The organism is Shewanella sp. SR43-8, assembly GCF_014163775.1.
GTDB lineage: Bacteria > Pseudomonadota > Gammaproteobacteria > Enterobacterales > Shewanellaceae > Shewanella > Shewanella vesiculosa.
Genome location: NZ_JACJDX010000006.1, coordinates 133863 through 151766 on the forward strand (window position 1 = coordinate 133863; position 17904 = coordinate 151766).

A 17904-nucleotide genomic window follows, 5' to 3' on the forward strand; every position below is an offset into this window, starting at 1 on the left:
GATCACCCCCTACATAGTTTGTTTTTTAAAGAGTTCGCGAAATACTGGGTATATGTCTTCTACGTGGGTAATATTCTGCACTGCAATGTTGTCAAATTGCTGTTGCAGTTTTTCATATTGGTGCCATAACGTCTGATGAGCGCGATGGGTTATTTCTATGTAACTAAAATAGCGAACCTTTGGCAAAATATGTTTTGCTAAAATCTCATAGCAGGCTGGCGAGTCATCGGCCCAATTATCACCGTCAGAGGCTTGAGCGGCATAAATATTCCATTCATTTTCTGGGTAGCGTGCTTGCTGTATTTCATGCATTAGCTTCAATGCACTTGATACGATAGTCCCGCCAGTTTCTTGTGAGTAAAAAAACTCATGTTCGTCGACTTCTTTAGCCTGTGTATGATGGCGAATATACACCACCTCCAGATTTTGATAACTGCGCGTCAGGAAGAGGTAAAGTAATATATAGAAACGCTTAGCCATATCTTTGGTTTCTTGATCCATTGATCCAGATACATCCATCAGACAAAACATTACCGCTTGGCTAGAAGGGATTTCACGTTTGGCATAGTTGTTAAAGCGCAAATCAAAAGTATCGATAAAAGGTACTTTTGCGATTTGCTGCTTGAGTAATAATATCTGTTCCTTTATGGCTAAAATTCTTTCTGCTTGAGCACCTGGCGTGTCCTCCAGCATGACTAGTTCGGCTTCCAATGCCTGTAGCGCTTTCTTTTTGCCACCGCTCATGGCAATTCGTCTCGCCAAAGATGAACGCAACGATCTGACAATATTAATGTTAGCGGGCACGCCATCATTGGTAAATCCCGCTCGATAGGTTTGATATTCAACCAATTTATTTAGCTGATTTTTTTGTAAATTAGGCAGTTCGAGATCGTCGAACAGTAACTCTAGATATTCGTCTTTTGAGATAGTAAATACAAAATCATCATCACCGTCACCGCTATTTGATGCATCACCTTGCCCAGAACCGCCTTGGCCAGATTTAGGTCGTTGAACTTGGTCACCGCGATTAAATTGATCATTCCCAGGGTGTACTCTGTCCCTTCTGCCACCTTGACCTTGTCTGAAAACCGGTTCACTAAGGTCTCGAGTCGGAATGCTAATCTGTTCACCTTTATCAATATCAGTAACACTGCGACGAGTGACAGCTTCTCCGACAGCTTTTTTGATTTGTTTTTTATAGCGCTCAATAAAACGCTGCCGATTGACGGTGCTTTTTCCTTTTGCATTGAGTCGTCTATCAATAAAATTTGCCATACGCCTCTCCCAAGTCTAATTCATGGCAAAGTCAGCAAGGGCTGACTCTGCCAACCTGGCGTTTTACGATGATTTGCGCACTCGTAAATACCATTCTGACAATAATCTGACTTGTTTTTTGGTGTAGCCTTTTTCCATCATACGATTAACAAAATCGTCATGCTTACGCTGATCGTCATTGGATGTTTTGCCGTTAAATGAAATCACTGGCAGTAAATCCTCAGTGTTAGAAAACATTTTTTTCTCTATCACAACGCGTAATTTTTCATAACTGGTCCACAACGGATTATTGCCTTCATTGTTGGCGCGAGCTCGCAGAACAAAGTTAACAATCTCATTACGGAAGTCTTTTGGATTACTAATTCCAGCAGGTTTTTCTATTTTTTCCAGTTCTGCATTGAGTGCCCCACGATCGAACAGCTGTCCGGTTTCGGGATCTCGATATTCTTGATCTTGAATCCAAAAATCGGCATAAGTAACATAGCGGTCAAAAATATTTTGGCCGTATTCTGAATAGGACTCAAGGTAAGCGGTTTGTATTTCCTTGCCAATAAATTCAACATACTTAGGGATTAAATAACCTTTAAGGAACTCTAAATATTTTTCACTTACTTCATTCGGAAATTGTTCTTGCTCAATTTGTTTTTCGAGTACATAAAATAAGTGCACTGGATTTGCGGCTATTTCTGCACTGTCAAAGTTAAACACTCTGGATAGAATTTTAAAGGCAAAGCGGGTGGATAGTCCTTGCATTCCTTCATCTACGCCAGCGTAGTCACGGTATTCTTGGTAGGACTTTGCTTTTGGGTCGGTATCTTTTAAGCTTTCACCATTGTATACACGCATCTTGGAATAAATAGATGAGTTATCCGGTGCTTTTAAGCGAGAGAGCACACTAAATTGTGCCAATGTTTCTAAGGTGCCTGGGGCACAAGATGCGTTTGATAATTCTGAATTGGCTAATAGTTTTTGGTAGATCGCCATTTCTTCAGAAACCCTCAAGCAGTAGGGCACTTTGACGATATAGACGCGATCTAAAAATGCTTCATTGTTTTTATTATTTCTAAACGTTGACCATTCTGATTCATTCGAATGGGCTAAAATAATGCCGTTGTACGGTAGTGCTGATAAGCCCTCAGTACTGTTGTAATTACCTTCCTGGGTTGCAGTCAATAATGGATGTAATACCTTAATCGGTGCCTTAAACATTTCGACAAATTCCATTAAGCCTTGGTTTGCTCTGCATAATGCACCTGAGTAGGCATAGGCATCAGCATCATCTTGTGAGAAATGCTCTAATTGACGAATATCGACTTTACCGACTAAAGCTGAAATATCTTGGTTGTTTTCATCACCGGGTTCTGTTTTAGCAATGCCGATTTGGTCTAGCACCGATGGATACACTTTTACTACTTTGAACTTTGAAATATCGCCACCGTATTGGTGTAAACGTTTTACTGCCCATGGAGACATAATTGTTTTGATATAACGACTGGGGATCTGGTATTCATTGTTCAGTAACTGACTGTCTTCTTCGGGATCAAACAAGCAAAAAGGATGGTCGTTAACCGGACTACGAACCCCATCAGCACTTAGTATGTAAATAGGCACATGCTGCATAAGTACCTTGAGTTTTTCGGCAATGGACGATTTACCGCCACCAACAGGACCGAGAAGATACAAAATTTGTTTTGATTCTTCTAAGCCTTGAGCAGAATGCTTTAAATAAGCCACAATCTGTTCAATCGCGTCTTCCATACCATAAAAGTCTTTGAATGCGGGATAGCTTGCAATAACACGATTAGAAAAAATACGGCTTAAGACAGGATTTTTTGCTGTGTCGATAATCTGCGGTTCACCAATGGCCATTAATAAGCGTTCGGCAGCAGATACATAGGCACTTTTGTCTTGTTTACAAATATCAAGAAATTGCTCCAAGGTATATTCTTCGTCGCGTTTTTGTTGATATCGTTGTTGATAATGCTCAAAAATACCCATAATAACCCCCTCAAAACATGCAGTTGTATTACGTAAAATGCCTCTGTGGTTAACGCAATGGTTTAACTATATTACTGGACCAATTAGCGCAATATTAGGCTTTACGAGTAAAGTGTAGGACAGGGTAAATGACTTGGCGAAGTTTTAATGGAAAATAAATTAAATAAAAACAAAGACAAACAGTAGCATTTGCAATAGTTGCAAAAATAGAAGTGTGATGTGGGTCATGCTTTGTGGCAAGAAAAGATTTAAAAAAAGGAGCCAAAAGGCTCCTTTATTTTTTTGCAGCTAATGAAGATTAAGCAGCAAAGTTCTTGTTAACAAATTCCCAGTTAACAAGTTGCCAGAAGTGCGCTAAATACTCTGGACGTGCGTTACGGTAATCAACGTAGTAAGCATGTTCCCAGACGTCTACAGTTAATAAAATAGTCACTGATTCATCTGTTAACGGTGTAGCAGCATTACTAGTGTTAACAATGGCTAATGAACCGTCAGCTTTTTTAACTAACCAAGTCCAAGCACTACCGAAGTTGTTGACTGCAGAATCGGTAAATTTAGCTTTGAATTCTTCAAAAGAACCAAAAGATGCATTGATAGCAGCAGCGATATCGCCAGTTGCTTCGCCGCCAGCGTTAGGCGCTAAACAGTTCCAGTAAAAAGTGTGGTTCCAAACTTGAGCGGCGTTGTTGAACATACCACCAGTTGAAGTTTTAACAACTTCTTCTAGCGTCTTGTTAGCAAATTCAGTTCCTTCAACTAAACCGTTTAGTTTTACCACGTAAGTGTTGTGATGCTTACCATAATGGAACTCAATGGTTTCTTGAGAAATGTGTGGTTCAAGTGCGTTCTTTGCATAAGGTAAAGCTGGTAGTTCGAAAGCCATTAGTATCTCTCCATGGATTCAGGTTATCGTTTTGTTTACCAATCAGGTAACATTGCTCTACTTCTATTGTACTGATTATTTTTGTGATGTGAATCATTGTTTGGGAATTATCTGGATTGCTGTAGCTATTTAATGGATTTTAGATAAACCCTACAAACTGTGGCATTTTGTTCTTTGTCTAGGTGTCGTACAATAGTCGTTATGTGTTCATTCGTCGTACTTAGGAAATCCAATGGAAACTGTAGAAAAGATTAAACAGCAAATTAGCGAAAACCCAATTATTGTGTACATGAAAGGTTCACCTAAGCTACCAAGCTGTGGATTTTCATCTCAAGTTGCTCAAGTGATGATCAATTGTGGTGAACAATTTGCCTTCGTAGATATTTTACAGCACCCAGATATTCGTGCTGAACTACCAAAATTTGCTAACTGGCCAACATTCCCACAGCTATGGGTTGAAGGCGAGTTGATTGGTGGTTGTGACATCATCACTGAAATGTTCCAAAAAGGTGAACTTCAGCCAATCATTAAAGCGACTGCTGATAAATTCCGCACCGAAGACGCTGCAGAGTAATGAGTATTGATTGAGTGTTTAATGCACTGATTAAAAAGCCCCAATCGCAATTTGCGATTGGGGCTTTTTTATAGCGCCTTACTGATTAAGCAGCTTCTATGTTAAAGAGGTTATGCCTCAGTTGGTGGCTTTTTTATCGCTGGTAAAATCAAGTTCATCAAAATAGCCACAATCCCGCATAAGCTGATACCGGTTAAACTAAATGAGCCAATGCCAAATGCCATGCCACCAATACCGAACACTAACGTTACCCCAACAATACTGAGATTACGGGGTTCAGATAAATCGACTTGATGACGAATTAGGGTGTTTAATCCCACTGCGGCAATTGAGCCAAAGAGTAGGCACATTATGCCACCCATGACGGGAACGGGAATTGTTTGCATCATGGCGCCCAGTTTGCCAACAAAAGCTAAGGTAATTGCGGTAATCGCTGTCCACGTCATAATGCGAGGGTCAAAACTTTTAGTGAGTGTCACCGCGCCAGTTACCTCACTGTATGTGGTGTTAGGTGGACCACCCAATGCTGCTGCTGCAATTGTGGCAATACCGTCACCAGTCAGGGTGCGATGTAAGCCAGGCTTTTTAAAATAATCTTTACCTGTCACATTTGAAATAGCCAAAATATCACCAATGTGTTCAACGGCAGGCGCAATGGCCACTGGGATCATAAATAAAATAGCTTGCCAGTTAAACTCTGGGGCAACAAAGTTTGGCATAGCTAACCAAGCGGCTTCACTTACGGGCGTAAAATCAACAACACCAAAGGCTAAGCTAGTGCCATAGCCGACTAAAATACCGGCCAGAATAGGCATTAAACGAACTAATCCTTTAGCAAAAATCGCCACGATTATGGTAGTCGTTAAGGCTGAAAGAGAAATTATTAGGGCAATATTGGGCTCAACGATGACTAAGCTACCATCACCACTTTTACCTAATGCCATATTGACAGCGACTGGCGCTAAGCCTAAACCGATGATCATAATTACTGGGCCGACAACCACAGGGGGTAACAGGGTATGAATAAATCCTGTGCCGCGCAGTTTTACCGTTAGCCCAAGTAGCATGTAAACTGCGCCAGCAGCCATTAAACCACCCATGGTGGCTGGAATACCCCATGTTTGCACGCCATATAAAATGGGGGCGATAAAGGCAAAGGAAGAAGCGAGAAATACAGGAACTTGGCGTTTAGTGACTAATTGAAACAGAAGGGTACCGAAACCGGCTGTAAATAAGGCGACACTGGTATCTAAACCCGTCAATAACGGCATTAGTACAAGCGCACCAAAAGCGACAAATAACATTTGTGCGCCCTGTAGCGGAATTAACACGCGTTTCATATTGTTCTCCATCAGTATTTAGAAAGTTAGCGTGTGCTCAAACGGCGCGAATTGTCACATAAAAGCCATCATATGCATAACAACTTTGAGGACGCTGTAGCGATTAATGTTATTTGATATGGCTACAATATAGGGTCAATTTGGCAGTAGTAAAAAAGAGTTTTCGTTATCCATTACTCGATAGAATTTTATTATGATATAATTTGTTCACTTATATTTGCTGCGTTTATGTTATCTGATGCTGAAAAAACTAATTAATCTCATTGTGTTACCGATAATTGCATTAACCTCTATTGCGACTGTGTATGCTGCTGAAGTCGGCAAGTTAGATGAAGCCGATATTGCGGTGAGTTCACGTGCAAATGATGTTAAAGATAATGCGCTAAAAGAGGCATTAGCTGCTGTTTTCTTGAAAAATTCTGGTTTACCTAGTGTGGTGCTTCACCCCCTAGTTAAAGCTCAAATTAATGCTCCTGAGGTCATTTTGACTCAATATGGTTATTATGAGTCAAATGGTGAGTTGATGCTCAAAGCCAGTTTTGACCATCAGCGGGTGATTTCAACATTACGCGAAGCCGGTTTACCTGTTTGGGGGAGCCAGCGGCCATTAACCTTGTTGTGGATATCCGTTGATGAAAATAATCAGCAGACTATTTTAGCTGATGATTCGGCCACAGATATACGTACTGATTTAGCCCAAGAGTCTAATAATAAAGGCATTCCATTATTGTTGCCTATTATGGATTTAGATGATGTTATGCAAGTGAGCATTACTGATGTGCGTGGTATGTTTACCGATGTATTAGCCAAAGCATCAACCCGTTACCAAGCTGATTACTTTGCTGTTGCCAATATTGATACCCAAGGTAGCAACCTACATTACAGCATCAAGTTATTCGATAAAAACAGAACTAATGGTGTGTTGGTGGCTTTAATTTCTCAACAAGGTGATGCCACCGATTATCAACAAGCAACCAAAAGTATGATGAGTATTCTGGCGGATTATTATATTAGTCAATATGCTATTGCTTCTACAGGCGGTGACCTTACAACACAAGTCAGATTTACCGGATTAAACAATATGACTCAAGTGGTGAATGTTGAACGTTACCTTCGTCAGCTTAGTGCCGTTAAGTCCATAACATTAAGCCAGTTTAAGGGCGACTCTGCCACCTATACTATTGACTTGTTTAGTAATTTAGATGATTTACAGCGGTTGCTTAATATTGATAGTCGCTTATCACAATTAGATACTGTGGGCAGTGTCGATTCATTTTATGAGTCAACTACTGACAACACTAAACCTAAGCTGATTTATCAATGGTTGGGTCAATAAGTATGCTCAATCGGTGCGCTATACTGTTTTATCGTATAGCGTGAAATGCTGTATCTGAGGTATCTTTATGTTGAGGCTTATTGCCTATATTCGCATAATGGACTCACTTAGGTATAATGATGTTAGTTCGTTTATGATTTTGAGACCTATCTGAGTGACACAAAACTCACCAAGACAATTATCTTTACCCGTTTATTTACCTGACGATGAAACTTTTCAGAGTTATTACCCCGCTTCGGGTAATGACGAGTTGATCCAAAAACTTCAAGCCAGTGCTGAGGGATCCTTGGCTTCTTCTTTATATCTTTATGGTCCCGAAAAGTCAGGCAGAACACATTTAATGCATGCTGCTTGCGCACATGCTAACGACTTAGACCGCCGTACTTTGTATATCCCACTTGGCATTCACGCAAGTATTTCTCCGGCCTTGTTTGAGGGCCTAGAATCGCTTGACTTGATTTGTATTGACGATGTTGAAGCGATAGCGGGTCACCCTGTATGGGAAGAAGCCATTTTTCATTTGTATAATCGTATTGCAGAGCAACAAGATTGTCGTTTGATTGTGAGCGGTAAAGCCTCACCTTCAGAAACGGGTTTTTTACTGCCCGATTTGGTTTCTCGAATGCAGTGGGGACTCATATATCAACTGCAACCTATGGCTGATGATGAAAAACTGCTTGCATTACAACGCCGTGCGGCAATGCGTGGCTTGCAGTTATCTGATGAAGTAGGGCGTTTTTTACTCACACGTATGGCTCGTGATTTACGCACCTTGTTTGATGTGCTCGATAAACTCGATAAAGCCTCTATGGTACATCAGCGAAAACTGACTATTCCCTTTATAAAAGAGATGCTTAGACTATAATTACTTATAAAAAATTATCGTTGTCAGTCTATCCTATTAGATAAACAAAAACGCCAAATGAATTCATTTGGCGTTTTTGTTTAGAGAGTTAATAACTTATTGCTGCAGATGATCATTGCCACTAAATTGTAATGGTCGAGGGTCAACAGCGTTTTGTTCAGCTTGAGATGAGACTTTCTGTGATGATTTTGATGGATCAGTTGTTAGCACTAAATTTTGTGCCCAACTCAGACCGTTAATTAACGCCACAGGTGCGGGTAAACCATCCATCACTTGTGTTACCTCTATTGCAGGTAACATTTGGCTCACAACATAGCTGGCACGATCATATAACTCAGGTTGGCCGATACGGCCACGCTGACCCCATTCAACCACAATGGTTGAACTTGTGGCAACTTCTGGTTTGTCAGTAATCGCGATATCACGCAAAATACCATATCGATGGCTCATCATCACTTCTTCAAATAGCATCGCTGCATCTTCTCGTGTTGATGAATAAGCATAGTCATCGTTGGCAAGATCGTTGGCAAAAAATTGTGCGACGTCACTCGGTGTATAAGCTTTTTGGGTATTATTTGCTGACTCGCCAGAGTAATTAACGTTTGCAAGACCATACATCTCAGTACTGGTTAATGGGTAGCGGATGTTGAGTTGATCAGAGGTCATCGCATTAGCCTCATATCGACGTTGATATTCTTCTTTTAAGGTTGGACCTTGAATATTGGCATGTATGCTTTGTGGGTAATAATCATTTGCATGAGCAAGTTCGTGATATAAGAGCCTGGCTAGATTAGAAGACATATTCTCCATGGTACGGTTAGTACGATTGCCTATTTCTATATATTGACCAGCATAATCGTTGTTTTTGACATAACGATATGGCGAGAGATAATTAAGCTCTTCACCAAAGTTGCTACGATAATCAGGCGTTTCATTAATCGTATCTCGCTGTGCTGAAGTTAGCCACAGGTATTCAGGGTCTAAATATATTGCTCCTATATAACCAGCATAAAAGGCCGGTCTAATATCGTAACTGATGACGATAGCAGTCACTGATTGCAGCAATTCTACAAAATCATTGTGAGTTTGTGCACGTAAATAGGCTTCAAAGTTTACGGCCATCCAGTCGTGTGAAACGAGTACTCTGTCCATAATAGTATCAATCGGGTCTGGCTTAGTATCTTGGCTAATGAAGGGCAGCACATTAACAATATTGCATGGCTCAACGAATTGATTGGAGTAAACACAAGAGGCCAGTTGGTTAGCATAAGGTGAGTCAGGCTTGTAAGCGTGCGTTCGTGCAACGGGGTAACTGAAGTAGGCATCCGTTGGGGCCGCTTTTTCTTTGGTTACGAGTAAATTGACGTCATCACTGATCGTTTGGCCATCAAATGAGGCCGTGGCTTTAAGACTGAAGAGTTGATCGGTATCGACGTTTGGCGCAACAAACAGTGGCCTAGTAATGTCACTTAAATCCACGTTGGTAAAGGCTTTATTATTATCACTAGGATACATGCACCAGCTAATATTTTCAGGTACTTGGCCGTTAATATTCTGTATACGTAAACTCGCATCAGTTCTATTGACCATTTGATGATCGCTGTTAATACGTAAAATACTGTCACCTGAATCGGCAGTAATGGATACCGTTTCTTCAAAACTGATGTTATCGCCAGAGACAGTCACCTTAAAAGCGTAATCTTTGTTACTTGTCGGTGTGAATGCTAAAACTTGGCTATTGACTGCTGTAAGTTCAAGGCTTGGTCCTGAAATCTGCTGCCACAAAAATATTTTACCAATACTGTCTTGTTGATTGAGATTGGCAATAATGCTACCGGGTTTGTCTTTGGCATAATGGTGTTCAACAATAAAAGTCAGTTGGGAGTTTGTGTCGGCAATAGAGTAAGTGATATTTTCACTGCAAATTTCGAAAGCGGATGAGGTAGGCGTACCTTGATCGTTATTGTTTGAATCTCCTCCGCATGCGCTAACTAACATCGCACAGGCTAAAAGGCTGTAGGGCCCTAATTTTCGCGATAACGTCATTAAACCACTCCATGATTATTTTGTTGTTATTAAAAAACACACTATGCAACATCTTGTTAACGAATAAATGTAGCATGCTGTCTTGTTTAAATGCAATCAACAAAAAAGCGCCCGAAAGCGCTTAGATAAACAACAAAAATGAAGGTGGTTTATTGTTGCTCAGACTTTTTCTTTAGCCCTAATCCTAGCTCTCTACCTCGCTTGCGGGCATAAAATGGAAAAGTGATTAATAGAATGCCAATCAGTACTGATTCAATCACCGCAAACACAAACGCATCGGTAGTGATGTAAGCCAGGGTTAAGCCATGCAATAAATACACACACAGAATAAAGCTGGCCCATGCATAAGTATAAGGATTACCAGTTAAAATACCTTTTAGCGGAAATAATAAAGGTACAATCCATATTAAGCTGAACCCTAGCGAATAGGTGCCATTGATGCCTTGTTGAATAAACCAACCGCTAAGCAGTAGGAGTAACGCAAGGTAACCGATTCGGCTTAGTTGAAACAAGGTTTGGGAAGTCATTATGGTACTCGTTACAGAATAGACAAAACATTTTCAGGAGGACGGCCAATAGCAGCTTTGTTATTGGCTAGCACAATTGGGCGTTCAATTAACTTAGGTGTTGCCACCATAGCAGCAATAAGGTGCGCTTCTGATAAGGATGCATCTGCTAAGTGTTGGCTTTTATATTCATCTTCTTTGGTTCGCATTAGCTGGCGCGCCGTTAAACCCAGAAGCTGTAACATGGTCTGTATTTCCGTGGCGGATGGCGGCGTCTTTAAATATTCAACGACTGTGATATCGGCGTTATTAGCCTGCAGTAATGCTAAGGTTTCACGGCTTTTTGAGCAGCGCGGGTTATGGTAAATAATTGTTTTTGAGGTTGTCATGTTTAGAGTCCGTCATTAAAAAATGGCAAACAATAAATTCATTTATTGTTTGCCATCATTCTATCAAAGAATGGCTTGTAAGGTTAAATTATTGCGGCTACTTTAACGCCTCCATTTCCCTATCAGCTTGTCTAAATTGTCTTATTCTTGCTTCAATTCTTGCCAGTTGTAAGGTTTTACCATCTGAATAGCGATAAGCATAGTTGAGTTGGTCAATCGCTCCCTTGTAGTTAGCTGATAAGGCCATAAATTCAGCATTACTGTAATACTCGAGGGCTTTGTTATCTAACTTGCGGTACGCATCAGCCATAATTTGATAAGGCAGCATATTCTGCTTATCGAAAAATATCAGTTCCTCTAAAAGCGGAATGGCTTGTTGGGGCTGATCAGCCTGCACATAAATATTGGCTAAGTTAGTATTGATCACCTGTGAAGTTGGTTTTATTTTCCGTTGCGCTTCTAATAATGCGATGGCATTTGTATAGTCTTTTTTCTGATCTAATAAATCTGTTTTGGTATCGATATAGAACAAATTATTGTCATCTTGCTTAAGCAAGTCATCAATGATGACCTCAGCTTGATCAAATTTCTGTAAACGGAAAAGTGCCAGCGCTTTGCCGTAGAGAGCAGCCTCTTTAAAAGTATATTCATTCTTTTTGAGTTGTTGTTCAAATAAAGATAATGCCGCATCGTCACTTAAACTTGAAAAACGCACTTGGATACGCGCTTTGGCTAATTGAAAGTTAAGGCTGTTAGGTACATATCGTTTAGCGTATTGAGCCGCACGGTTACGGGCTTCTGTAATTCGAGACTCTGGTAATGGATGCGTCAGTAACATTTGTGGTGGGGTGGTGGTAAAACGATAACGAATAGCCAGCTGACCGAAAAATGTGGCGGCAGCATTGGGATCAAACCCTGCATCAACAAGAGTTTGCATGCCAATACGGTCGGCCTCTTGCTCATTTGAGCGGGTATAGTTAATTTTTGCTTGTGTTGACAGTGCTTGGGTTGTCGCTAGTGCAGCCATACCTGCTTGAGGGGCTGCTATGGTTAATAAAATTGCGCCTAACATACCCACAATAGTAGCCGTAGAACTTTTCTCTTGTGCTTCAAGTGAGCGCGCAAGATGACGTTGAGTTACGTGAGTAATTTCGTGTGCAAGTACTGATGCCAATTCACTTTCGTTGTCAGCATTTAAAAATAAGCCAGTATGAACGCCAACATGACCACCGAAAAATGCAAATGCGTTAATTTCATCATTGCGCAGTAAAAAGAAATAAAACGGTGTTTTGACTCCTGTAGCATTAGCAACCAGCTTATTACCCAGTTCTGATAAATACTGACTTAGCACCGGATCACTTAATACGGGGGCAGAAGAACGAATAACCCGCATGTATGCGTCACCGTAAACGGTTTCTTTTTCTAAACTAAAGGTATTAACTGCAGCCGTACCCAGATCTGGAAGATCATTATTGGCAAAACTGTGGCCAATACTGGCGGCAAATAGTACGCTAATTGCGCTCGCGGCCAGTGTTTTTGAAAAGGTCGATAATGATAATTTGCTCAAGCGAAACCTTTAATGATGATTGAATTGAAAATTTAAGCTTAACCAACAAGTTTGCTTAAGTTACATTGCTTGTGGTTTATTGTTCAAGCTAGGATAATAGCCCTAGATTGTTTAAAGCAAGTTGATAATGATTTTAATTGATTTAACACCTTATGTTTGTCCCTATCCTTTGGTAAAAGTAAAACTTTTACTGAGGCACATGGATGTAGATGAAAAATTACATGTACTGTTATCAGACCCCGGTTCACGCCGAGATGTTCCCTTGTTGATAAAAAAAATGGGTTTTGATATTGAAATCATTGCTGATCAACCGCACTGCTTATCATTTATCATCACCAAAACAAATTGAAATTGTATATATAAGGTTCTTCAATGCTGGAATTTTTAACTGATTGGTGCAAAACCCGTTTTAGTGACCCGCAAGCCATCACCTTAGTGTTTATCATTGTGGGAATTGGTTTGGCATTATACTTTGGTTCTGGTCTGCTTGCGCCATTGCTCGTTGCTTTGGTACTAGCCTTTTTACTTGAATGGCCAGTAGCACAAATGTCGCGATTGGGTATAAGCAGAACGATGGCGGCGTCAATCGTCTTGGTGGTGTTTTTAGGCTTAATGATTATTTTGATGTTTGGTTTAGTGCCCAGTATATGGCGCCAAGGGGTGTCATTGGTAACTGATTTACCTTCTATGATCGATAAGGGTATGTTGCTGGTTAGAGAATTTAGTGCCGATTACCCTCAATTTATCAGTGCTCCGCAGCTTGATTCAATGATGGAAGAAATCAAAAAGATGCTCGATACGCAGCATATTATTGATTTAGGTAAACAAATTCTTGGTTATTCAGCATCATTACTGGTGTTAATGGTGTACGCCATTTTAGTACCATTGTTGGTATTTTTCTTTTTGAAAGATAAAGATTATTTGATAAATGGTAGTAAACGATTTTTTCCCACTAACCGCGGTTTAGCGCGAAAAGTGTGGTTTGAAATGGATCAGCAAATTTTTAACTATATTCGTGGCAAAGTAATTGAAATTGTTATTGTTGGCGTAGCCAGTTATATTTTCTTTGCGATTATGGGGCTAAGTTATTCTGCGTTACTTGGCGTGTTGACCGGATTATCTGTGTTGATCCCTTATGTCGGGGCAACATTAGTGACTTTACCGATTGCGTTAGTGGCATTTTTTCAATGGGGCTTTAGTGCTGAATTTGGTTATTTAATGTTAGGTTATGGCATTATTCAGGCGTTGGACGGTAATGTTTTGGTACCGTTATTGTTCTCTGATGCCGTTGATTTACATCCGGTAATGATCATTGCGGCTGTATTAGTCTTCGGTGGCTTATGGGGGGTATGGGGCGTGTTCTTTGCAATACCGCTGGCATCATTAGTTAAAGCGGTCATCAATGCTTGGCCCAATAACCAACAGCAACAACGAGTCTCGTTCGACAGTGAATAACCCCTGAAGATCCTCAATTGAGTGATAAAAAAGCTAACCCGTTATGGTGTTAGCTTTTTTTATGGACTAAATACGCTGTGCTGATGAACGATGAAAATAGCCGTATGTGTTGCAGGAAAACCGCGCTTAGATGACGTTATTGTATTCGCACTATAGGGGCTTATCTTTACTGTCTTTATCGTCTTCGCTAGAAGGTTGTTGATTAAGTTTATCAGTTGCTTGTTGTGAGCTGTCTTTAGGTGCGGTTTTATCGGTGCTATCTTTTTGTGCTCCAAACTGAGGCATCTTAAATTTGGCTGAATATTTTAATACTGCAATATTACTCGCGATAATCCCGATGACTAAAATAATAATTAGCCATACTTCATAACCTTCTAAACTCATGGAAAACTCCTGTTTAACCTTAGTATTTATCGCCTTATTGCTTTAGTACTCAGACTAGATTAACACATGTTAGTTAGTCGACAGCTAAGCGCAATTCGCATTTGCGAATATCTTCAGGGGTATCAACTTCTGGTGAGTCAAATGCGCTGATAGCAATTTTAATTTTATGGCCGTATTCAAGAGCGCGAAGCTGCTCTAATTTTTCCAGATCTTCAAGTCTACCTAAAGGTAACTTAGCAAAGGCATTCACAAAACGTTTTGTGTAAGCATAAACACCTAAGTGTTTATAGACAGGGTAGTCGTTGGTATCACGGCCAAAAGGAATCCGAGCCCGTGAGAAATACAATGCATTATAGTCATTATCAAAGACCATTTTAACGTGCATTGGGTCATCTAGCTCTCTTTTATCGACAATTTCAAATCCTAACGTCGCCATTTCAAACTCACCAGGATGACGTTCAAATAGGCTAATGATTTGCTCAATTGAGATAGGATCAATCAGTGGCTGATCACCTTGTAAATTAATCACTAAATCGTCATCGCTAAGACCCAGTTGCTCAATAGCATCATTAATACGATCGGTCCCAGAAGCAGCTTCAGGGCTAGTCATAACAACTTTACCGCCAAAAGATTCTACCGCGTGTTTAATGCGGTCATCATCAGTGGCAACATAAATATTATCGACACCTTTGGCTAAAGAAGCACGTTCGTAAACATGTTGGATCATGGGTTTACCATTAATCGGGGCCAGCGGCTTGCCCGGGAAACGGCTTGAACCATAACGTGCCGGGATTAATAGAGTAACGTTCATTAATATGACCTATTTGTGTAGTGATTATGGTGTAGACAATAAATAAAAGGGCTCATAAGAGCCCTTTATGATTGAATCTATCGTGTATTATATACGACGGAACAACTTAGTCAGCATTTCGTCGGTAACTTTTTCTTCCCAGCCTTTACCATACACGTTGTCCCAAAGTGGGCCCATGCTCTTGGTCACAGCAACCATCTTAGCGATAGTCTCATCCGGTAAGTCTTTACAGATGTTTTTAGGTAAAGTGATGTTATGAATTTTCATCATTTTACGGAATTCAGTTACGCCTTCTGGGTAGAATTCTTCTAACACATTAAAAGCTAAACAGTTACCAATGCCGTGATGATAGCCCAGCACATAACCTAAGCCGTAAGACACTGCATGACATGCCCCCACTTGACTATAAGCAATGCTCATACCGCCCATATAAGATGCCATCATTAGCTTGTCATCTTTTTCTGCGTGGTCGTCTAAGAACACCTGACGGCATAAATCCATCGATTTTTCAGCGAATGCTTTAGCGAACTCATTTAAATAAGTCCCCTGTAATGATTCAACACAATGGATAAAGCAATCCATACCAGTATAGAACCATTGATCAGTCGGTACTCCGGCAATAAGTTCAGAGTCCATAATGATTTGATCAAATACAGTGTAGTCAGAGTTTAATCCGAGTTTACGCACCGGGCCGCACAATACTGCTGTACGAGATGCTTCAGCACCCGTACCAGAGACTGTTGGAATACCAATATGGTGTACAGCAGGATTTTTAATTAAATCCCAACCTTGGTATTCTGAAGAACTGCCTGGGTTAGTTAGCATTAACGATACCGCTTTAGCTAAATCCATGGTTGAACCGCCACCTAAACCGACTACGCTTACAGGCAATGTCGTGTTAAAGGCTTTAACTTGAGCCGTTAATCCATCAACTTGTTCGGTGGTGGGCTCTTCATCTACGTTTACGTAAATCAGTAAGTCGTGCGCTTTAGTTGGTACGCGGTCAGCCAGTGGCTTACCTTGGTGAACATCATCAACTAAAAAGACCACAAAATCGTTAGCTTCTTTGCGTTCTTGACCTAGTACAACATCAAGTTGCACGAATGAGCCACGGCCGAAAATCATTTTTGGTACGCATTTAAAATTTTTAAAACTCATTACAACAGTCTCCATTGAGATAAGTACTGTAAAAAGTGCTCTGAGCCATTACAGGCTCAGAGGTGTTTAGACTAGGCAAAAGCACGTTTGATGTTTTCAATACGCTCAGCAATTTGCTCATCTGTCCAAGATAACTTGATCAGCATAGAAATTGTGCGGCTCATGATAGCGTCAGACTTAGGTGTCAGCACCTTAGTATAATCTGGGCGATCAGCAATTAGCATGATCGGTAACGCCGCCGGTGCTTTGAGTTCTTGGATGTGCTTCCAGTTTTTAAGGTAATGCCAGTTGTTAACATACCAGTAAAAACAGCCATCAACTTTGTTGGCAGCCAGCTTTTGGTTAATTTCTTGGGTACGCGCTTCTGTTGGCATCATAAATGTTAAGAAGCCAGCAGAATCGCCTTCAGGATCAGGAATTTCACGGAAAGTGATTTCTGCAATAGAAGCCATAGCATCTTTGATAGTTTTTTTGTTTTTACGCTGAATGGCAATGATTTTATCAAGCTTACGTAATTGCGCTAAACCCATGGCTGCATTCATTTCAGAAATACGGAAATTCAACCCCATAATAGGATGTGATTCTGCACCACGATCACTGCCGACGTGGTCATGACCATGGTCAGAAAACATGTGCGAATGGTTATAAATATCGCTGTTGTTAGTGACAATTGCGCCACCTTCACCACAGGTGATGGTTTTGACTGAGTCAAAAGAGTAACAACCCACATCACCAATTGTACCTAATGCTTGACCTTTATAACTGCCGCCGATAGCTTGACATGCGTCTTCTAAAATCACTAAGTTGTGCTTCTTACACACGGCTTTTATTTCGTCCATTTTCGCCATAGAGCCGCACATATGAACAAGGTTTATTGCCTTGGTTCGTGGTGTGATAACGGCTTCAATGCCCTCTGGAGATAAACATAATGTTTCGTCAATTTCAGCAAAAATAGGCACAGCACCGGCCATAAACACGGCTTCAACAGAGGCGACAAAGGTAAATGGAGGCACAATAACTTCATCACCAGCACCAACGCCTGCTGCTGCCATTGCAGTTTGTAATGCAGCAGTACCACTTGATACTAAATGAGCGTGTTTTACGTTCATCTTTTCGCAAAGTAGTTGCTCCATGTCGCGGGTTTTCCAGCGATCATTGCGCATATGGTCGAAGTTATAACGGAAGGTAAAACCGTTCTCCATTACATCAGCAACTTCCTGCTTTTCCTCAGGACCAAATAATTCAAAACCAGGCATGGAAATCATCTCCTAAAAATTCTGCGCATAGTAGCGCTAAATAAACGGCTTGATTATAACG

17 protein-coding genes are annotated in these 17904 nt (G+C 40.7%); 5 read left to right on the plus strand and 12 right to left on the minus strand.

The features are described 5' to 3' along the window. Positions 1 to 9: 9 nt before the first annotated feature. The 3 genes from H5114_RS09375 to sodB form a co-directional block, all read right to left on the minus strand. Positions 10 to 1275 carry a YeaH/YhbH family protein gene (locus H5114_RS09375; protein ID WP_182722784.1) on the minus strand — a complete coding sequence of 422 codons (1266 nt, stop codon included), beginning with the start codon at positions 1273 to 1275 and terminating at the stop codon, positions 10 to 12. A 63-nt stretch (positions 1276 to 1338) separates the two neighbouring features. After that, positions 1339 to 3273 carry a PrkA family serine protein kinase gene (locus H5114_RS09380; RefSeq protein ID WP_124015909.1) on the minus strand — a complete coding sequence of 645 codons (1935 nt, stop codon included), beginning with the start codon at positions 3271 to 3273 and terminating at the stop codon, positions 1339 to 1341. Positions 3274 to 3571: 298 nt separating this feature from the next. Next, the gene (sodB, locus tag H5114_RS09385; protein ID WP_124015910.1) at positions 3572 to 4156 is read right to left on the minus strand and encodes a superoxide dismutase [Fe]; all 585 of its coding nucleotides are present in this window, start codon (positions 4154 to 4156) and stop codon (positions 3572 to 3574) included. 232 nt (positions 4157 to 4388) lie between these two features. On the opposite strand from sodB, the gene grxD reads away from it, so the two are divergent. After that, the gene (grxD, locus tag H5114_RS09390; protein WP_011637214.1) at positions 4389 to 4730 is read left to right on the plus strand and encodes a Grx4 family monothiol glutaredoxin; all 342 of its coding nucleotides are present in this window, start codon (positions 4389 to 4391) and stop codon (positions 4728 to 4730) included. A 110-nt stretch (positions 4731 to 4840) separates the two neighbouring features. Here grxD and H5114_RS09395 read toward each other — a convergent pair whose 3' ends face one another. Continuing rightward, positions 4841 to 6070 (minus strand): uracil-xanthine permease family protein, encoded by a 1230-nt coding sequence (locus tag H5114_RS09395; RefSeq protein WP_124015911.1) that lies wholly within the window; start codon positions 6068 to 6070, stop codon positions 4841 to 4843. Positions 6071 to 6308: 238 nt separating this feature from the next. Between H5114_RS09395 and H5114_RS09400 the strand changes: the two genes are divergently transcribed. Continuing rightward, on the plus strand, positions 6309 to 7406 hold the full coding sequence (locus tag H5114_RS09400; RefSeq protein ID WP_182697165.1) for a DUF2066 domain-containing protein: 1098 nt from the start codon (positions 6309 to 6311) through the stop codon (positions 7404 to 7406). Between the two features lie 154 nt (positions 7407 to 7560). Then, a complete protein-coding gene (gene hda / locus H5114_RS09405; RefSeq protein WP_124015913.1) occupies positions 7561 to 8271 on the plus strand; it encodes a DnaA inactivator Hda in 711 nt (236 codons plus the stop codon). Positions 8272 to 8367: 96 nt separating this feature from the next. On the opposite strand, the gene H5114_RS09410 is transcribed toward hda, so the two are convergent. The 4 genes from H5114_RS09410 to H5114_RS09425 all read right to left on the minus strand — a co-directional run bounded on the left by H5114_RS09410 (position 8368) and on the right by H5114_RS09425 (position 12743). Next, a complete protein-coding gene (locus H5114_RS09410) occupies positions 8368 to 10317 on the minus strand; it encodes a hypothetical protein (protein ID WP_182722785.1) in 1950 nt (649 codons plus the stop codon). A gap of 149 nt (positions 10318 to 10466) precedes the next feature. Next, on the minus strand, positions 10467 to 10844 hold the full coding sequence (locus tag H5114_RS09415; RefSeq protein ID WP_124015915.1) for a DUF2069 domain-containing protein: 378 nt from the start codon (positions 10842 to 10844) through the stop codon (positions 10467 to 10469). Positions 10845 to 10855: 11 nt separating this feature from the next. Next, positions 10856 to 11212: an arsenate reductase (glutaredoxin) gene (gene arsC, locus H5114_RS09420; protein ID WP_182722786.1), complete on the minus strand. Its 357-nt coding sequence runs from the start codon at positions 11210 to 11212 to the stop codon at positions 10856 to 10858. A 97-nt stretch (positions 11213 to 11309) separates the two neighbouring features. Next, a complete protein-coding gene (locus tag H5114_RS09425) occupies positions 11310 to 12743 on the minus strand; it encodes a M48 family metalloprotease (protein WP_259395270.1) in 1434 nt (477 codons plus the stop codon). Between the two features lie 163 nt (positions 12744 to 12906). Here H5114_RS09425 and H5114_RS09430 point away from each other — a divergent pair, with 163 nt between their 5' ends. Then, positions 12907 to 13128, plus strand: coding sequence for a sulfurtransferase TusA family protein (locus tag H5114_RS09430; protein ID WP_124015918.1), 222 nt, complete (start codon positions 12907 to 12909; stop codon positions 13126 to 13128). A gap of 23 nt (positions 13129 to 13151) precedes the next feature. Then, positions 13152 to 14234, plus strand: coding sequence for an AI-2E family transporter (locus H5114_RS09435; protein ID WP_124015919.1), 1083 nt, complete (start codon positions 13152 to 13154; stop codon positions 14232 to 14234). Positions 14235 to 14384: 150 nt separating this feature from the next. Here H5114_RS09435 and H5114_RS09440 read toward each other — a convergent pair whose 3' ends face one another. The 4 genes from H5114_RS09440 to kdnA form a co-directional block, all read right to left on the minus strand. Then, entirely contained in the window at positions 14385 to 14618 is a 234-nt protein-coding gene (locus H5114_RS09440; protein ID WP_182722788.1) for a DUF2897 family protein, read from the minus strand. Positions 14619 to 14691: 73 nt separating this feature from the next. Further along, a complete protein-coding gene (kdsB, locus tag H5114_RS09445) occupies positions 14692 to 15429 on the minus strand; it encodes an 8-amino-3,8-dideoxy-manno-octulosonate cytidylyltransferase KdsB (RefSeq protein ID WP_124015921.1) in 738 nt (245 codons plus the stop codon). Between the two features lie 87 nt (positions 15430 to 15516). Next, on the minus strand, positions 15517 to 16587 hold the full coding sequence (gene kdnB, locus H5114_RS09450) for a 3-deoxy-alpha-D-manno-octulosonate 8-oxidase KdnB (protein WP_182722789.1): 1071 nt from the start codon (positions 16585 to 16587) through the stop codon (positions 15517 to 15519). A gap of 71 nt (positions 16588 to 16658) precedes the next feature. Then, entirely contained in the window at positions 16659 to 17843 is a 1185-nt protein-coding gene (gene kdnA / locus H5114_RS09455) for an 8-amino-3,8-dideoxy-alpha-D-manno-octulosonate transaminase KdnA (protein WP_124015923.1), read from the minus strand. Positions 17844 to 17904: the final 61 nt, after the last annotated feature.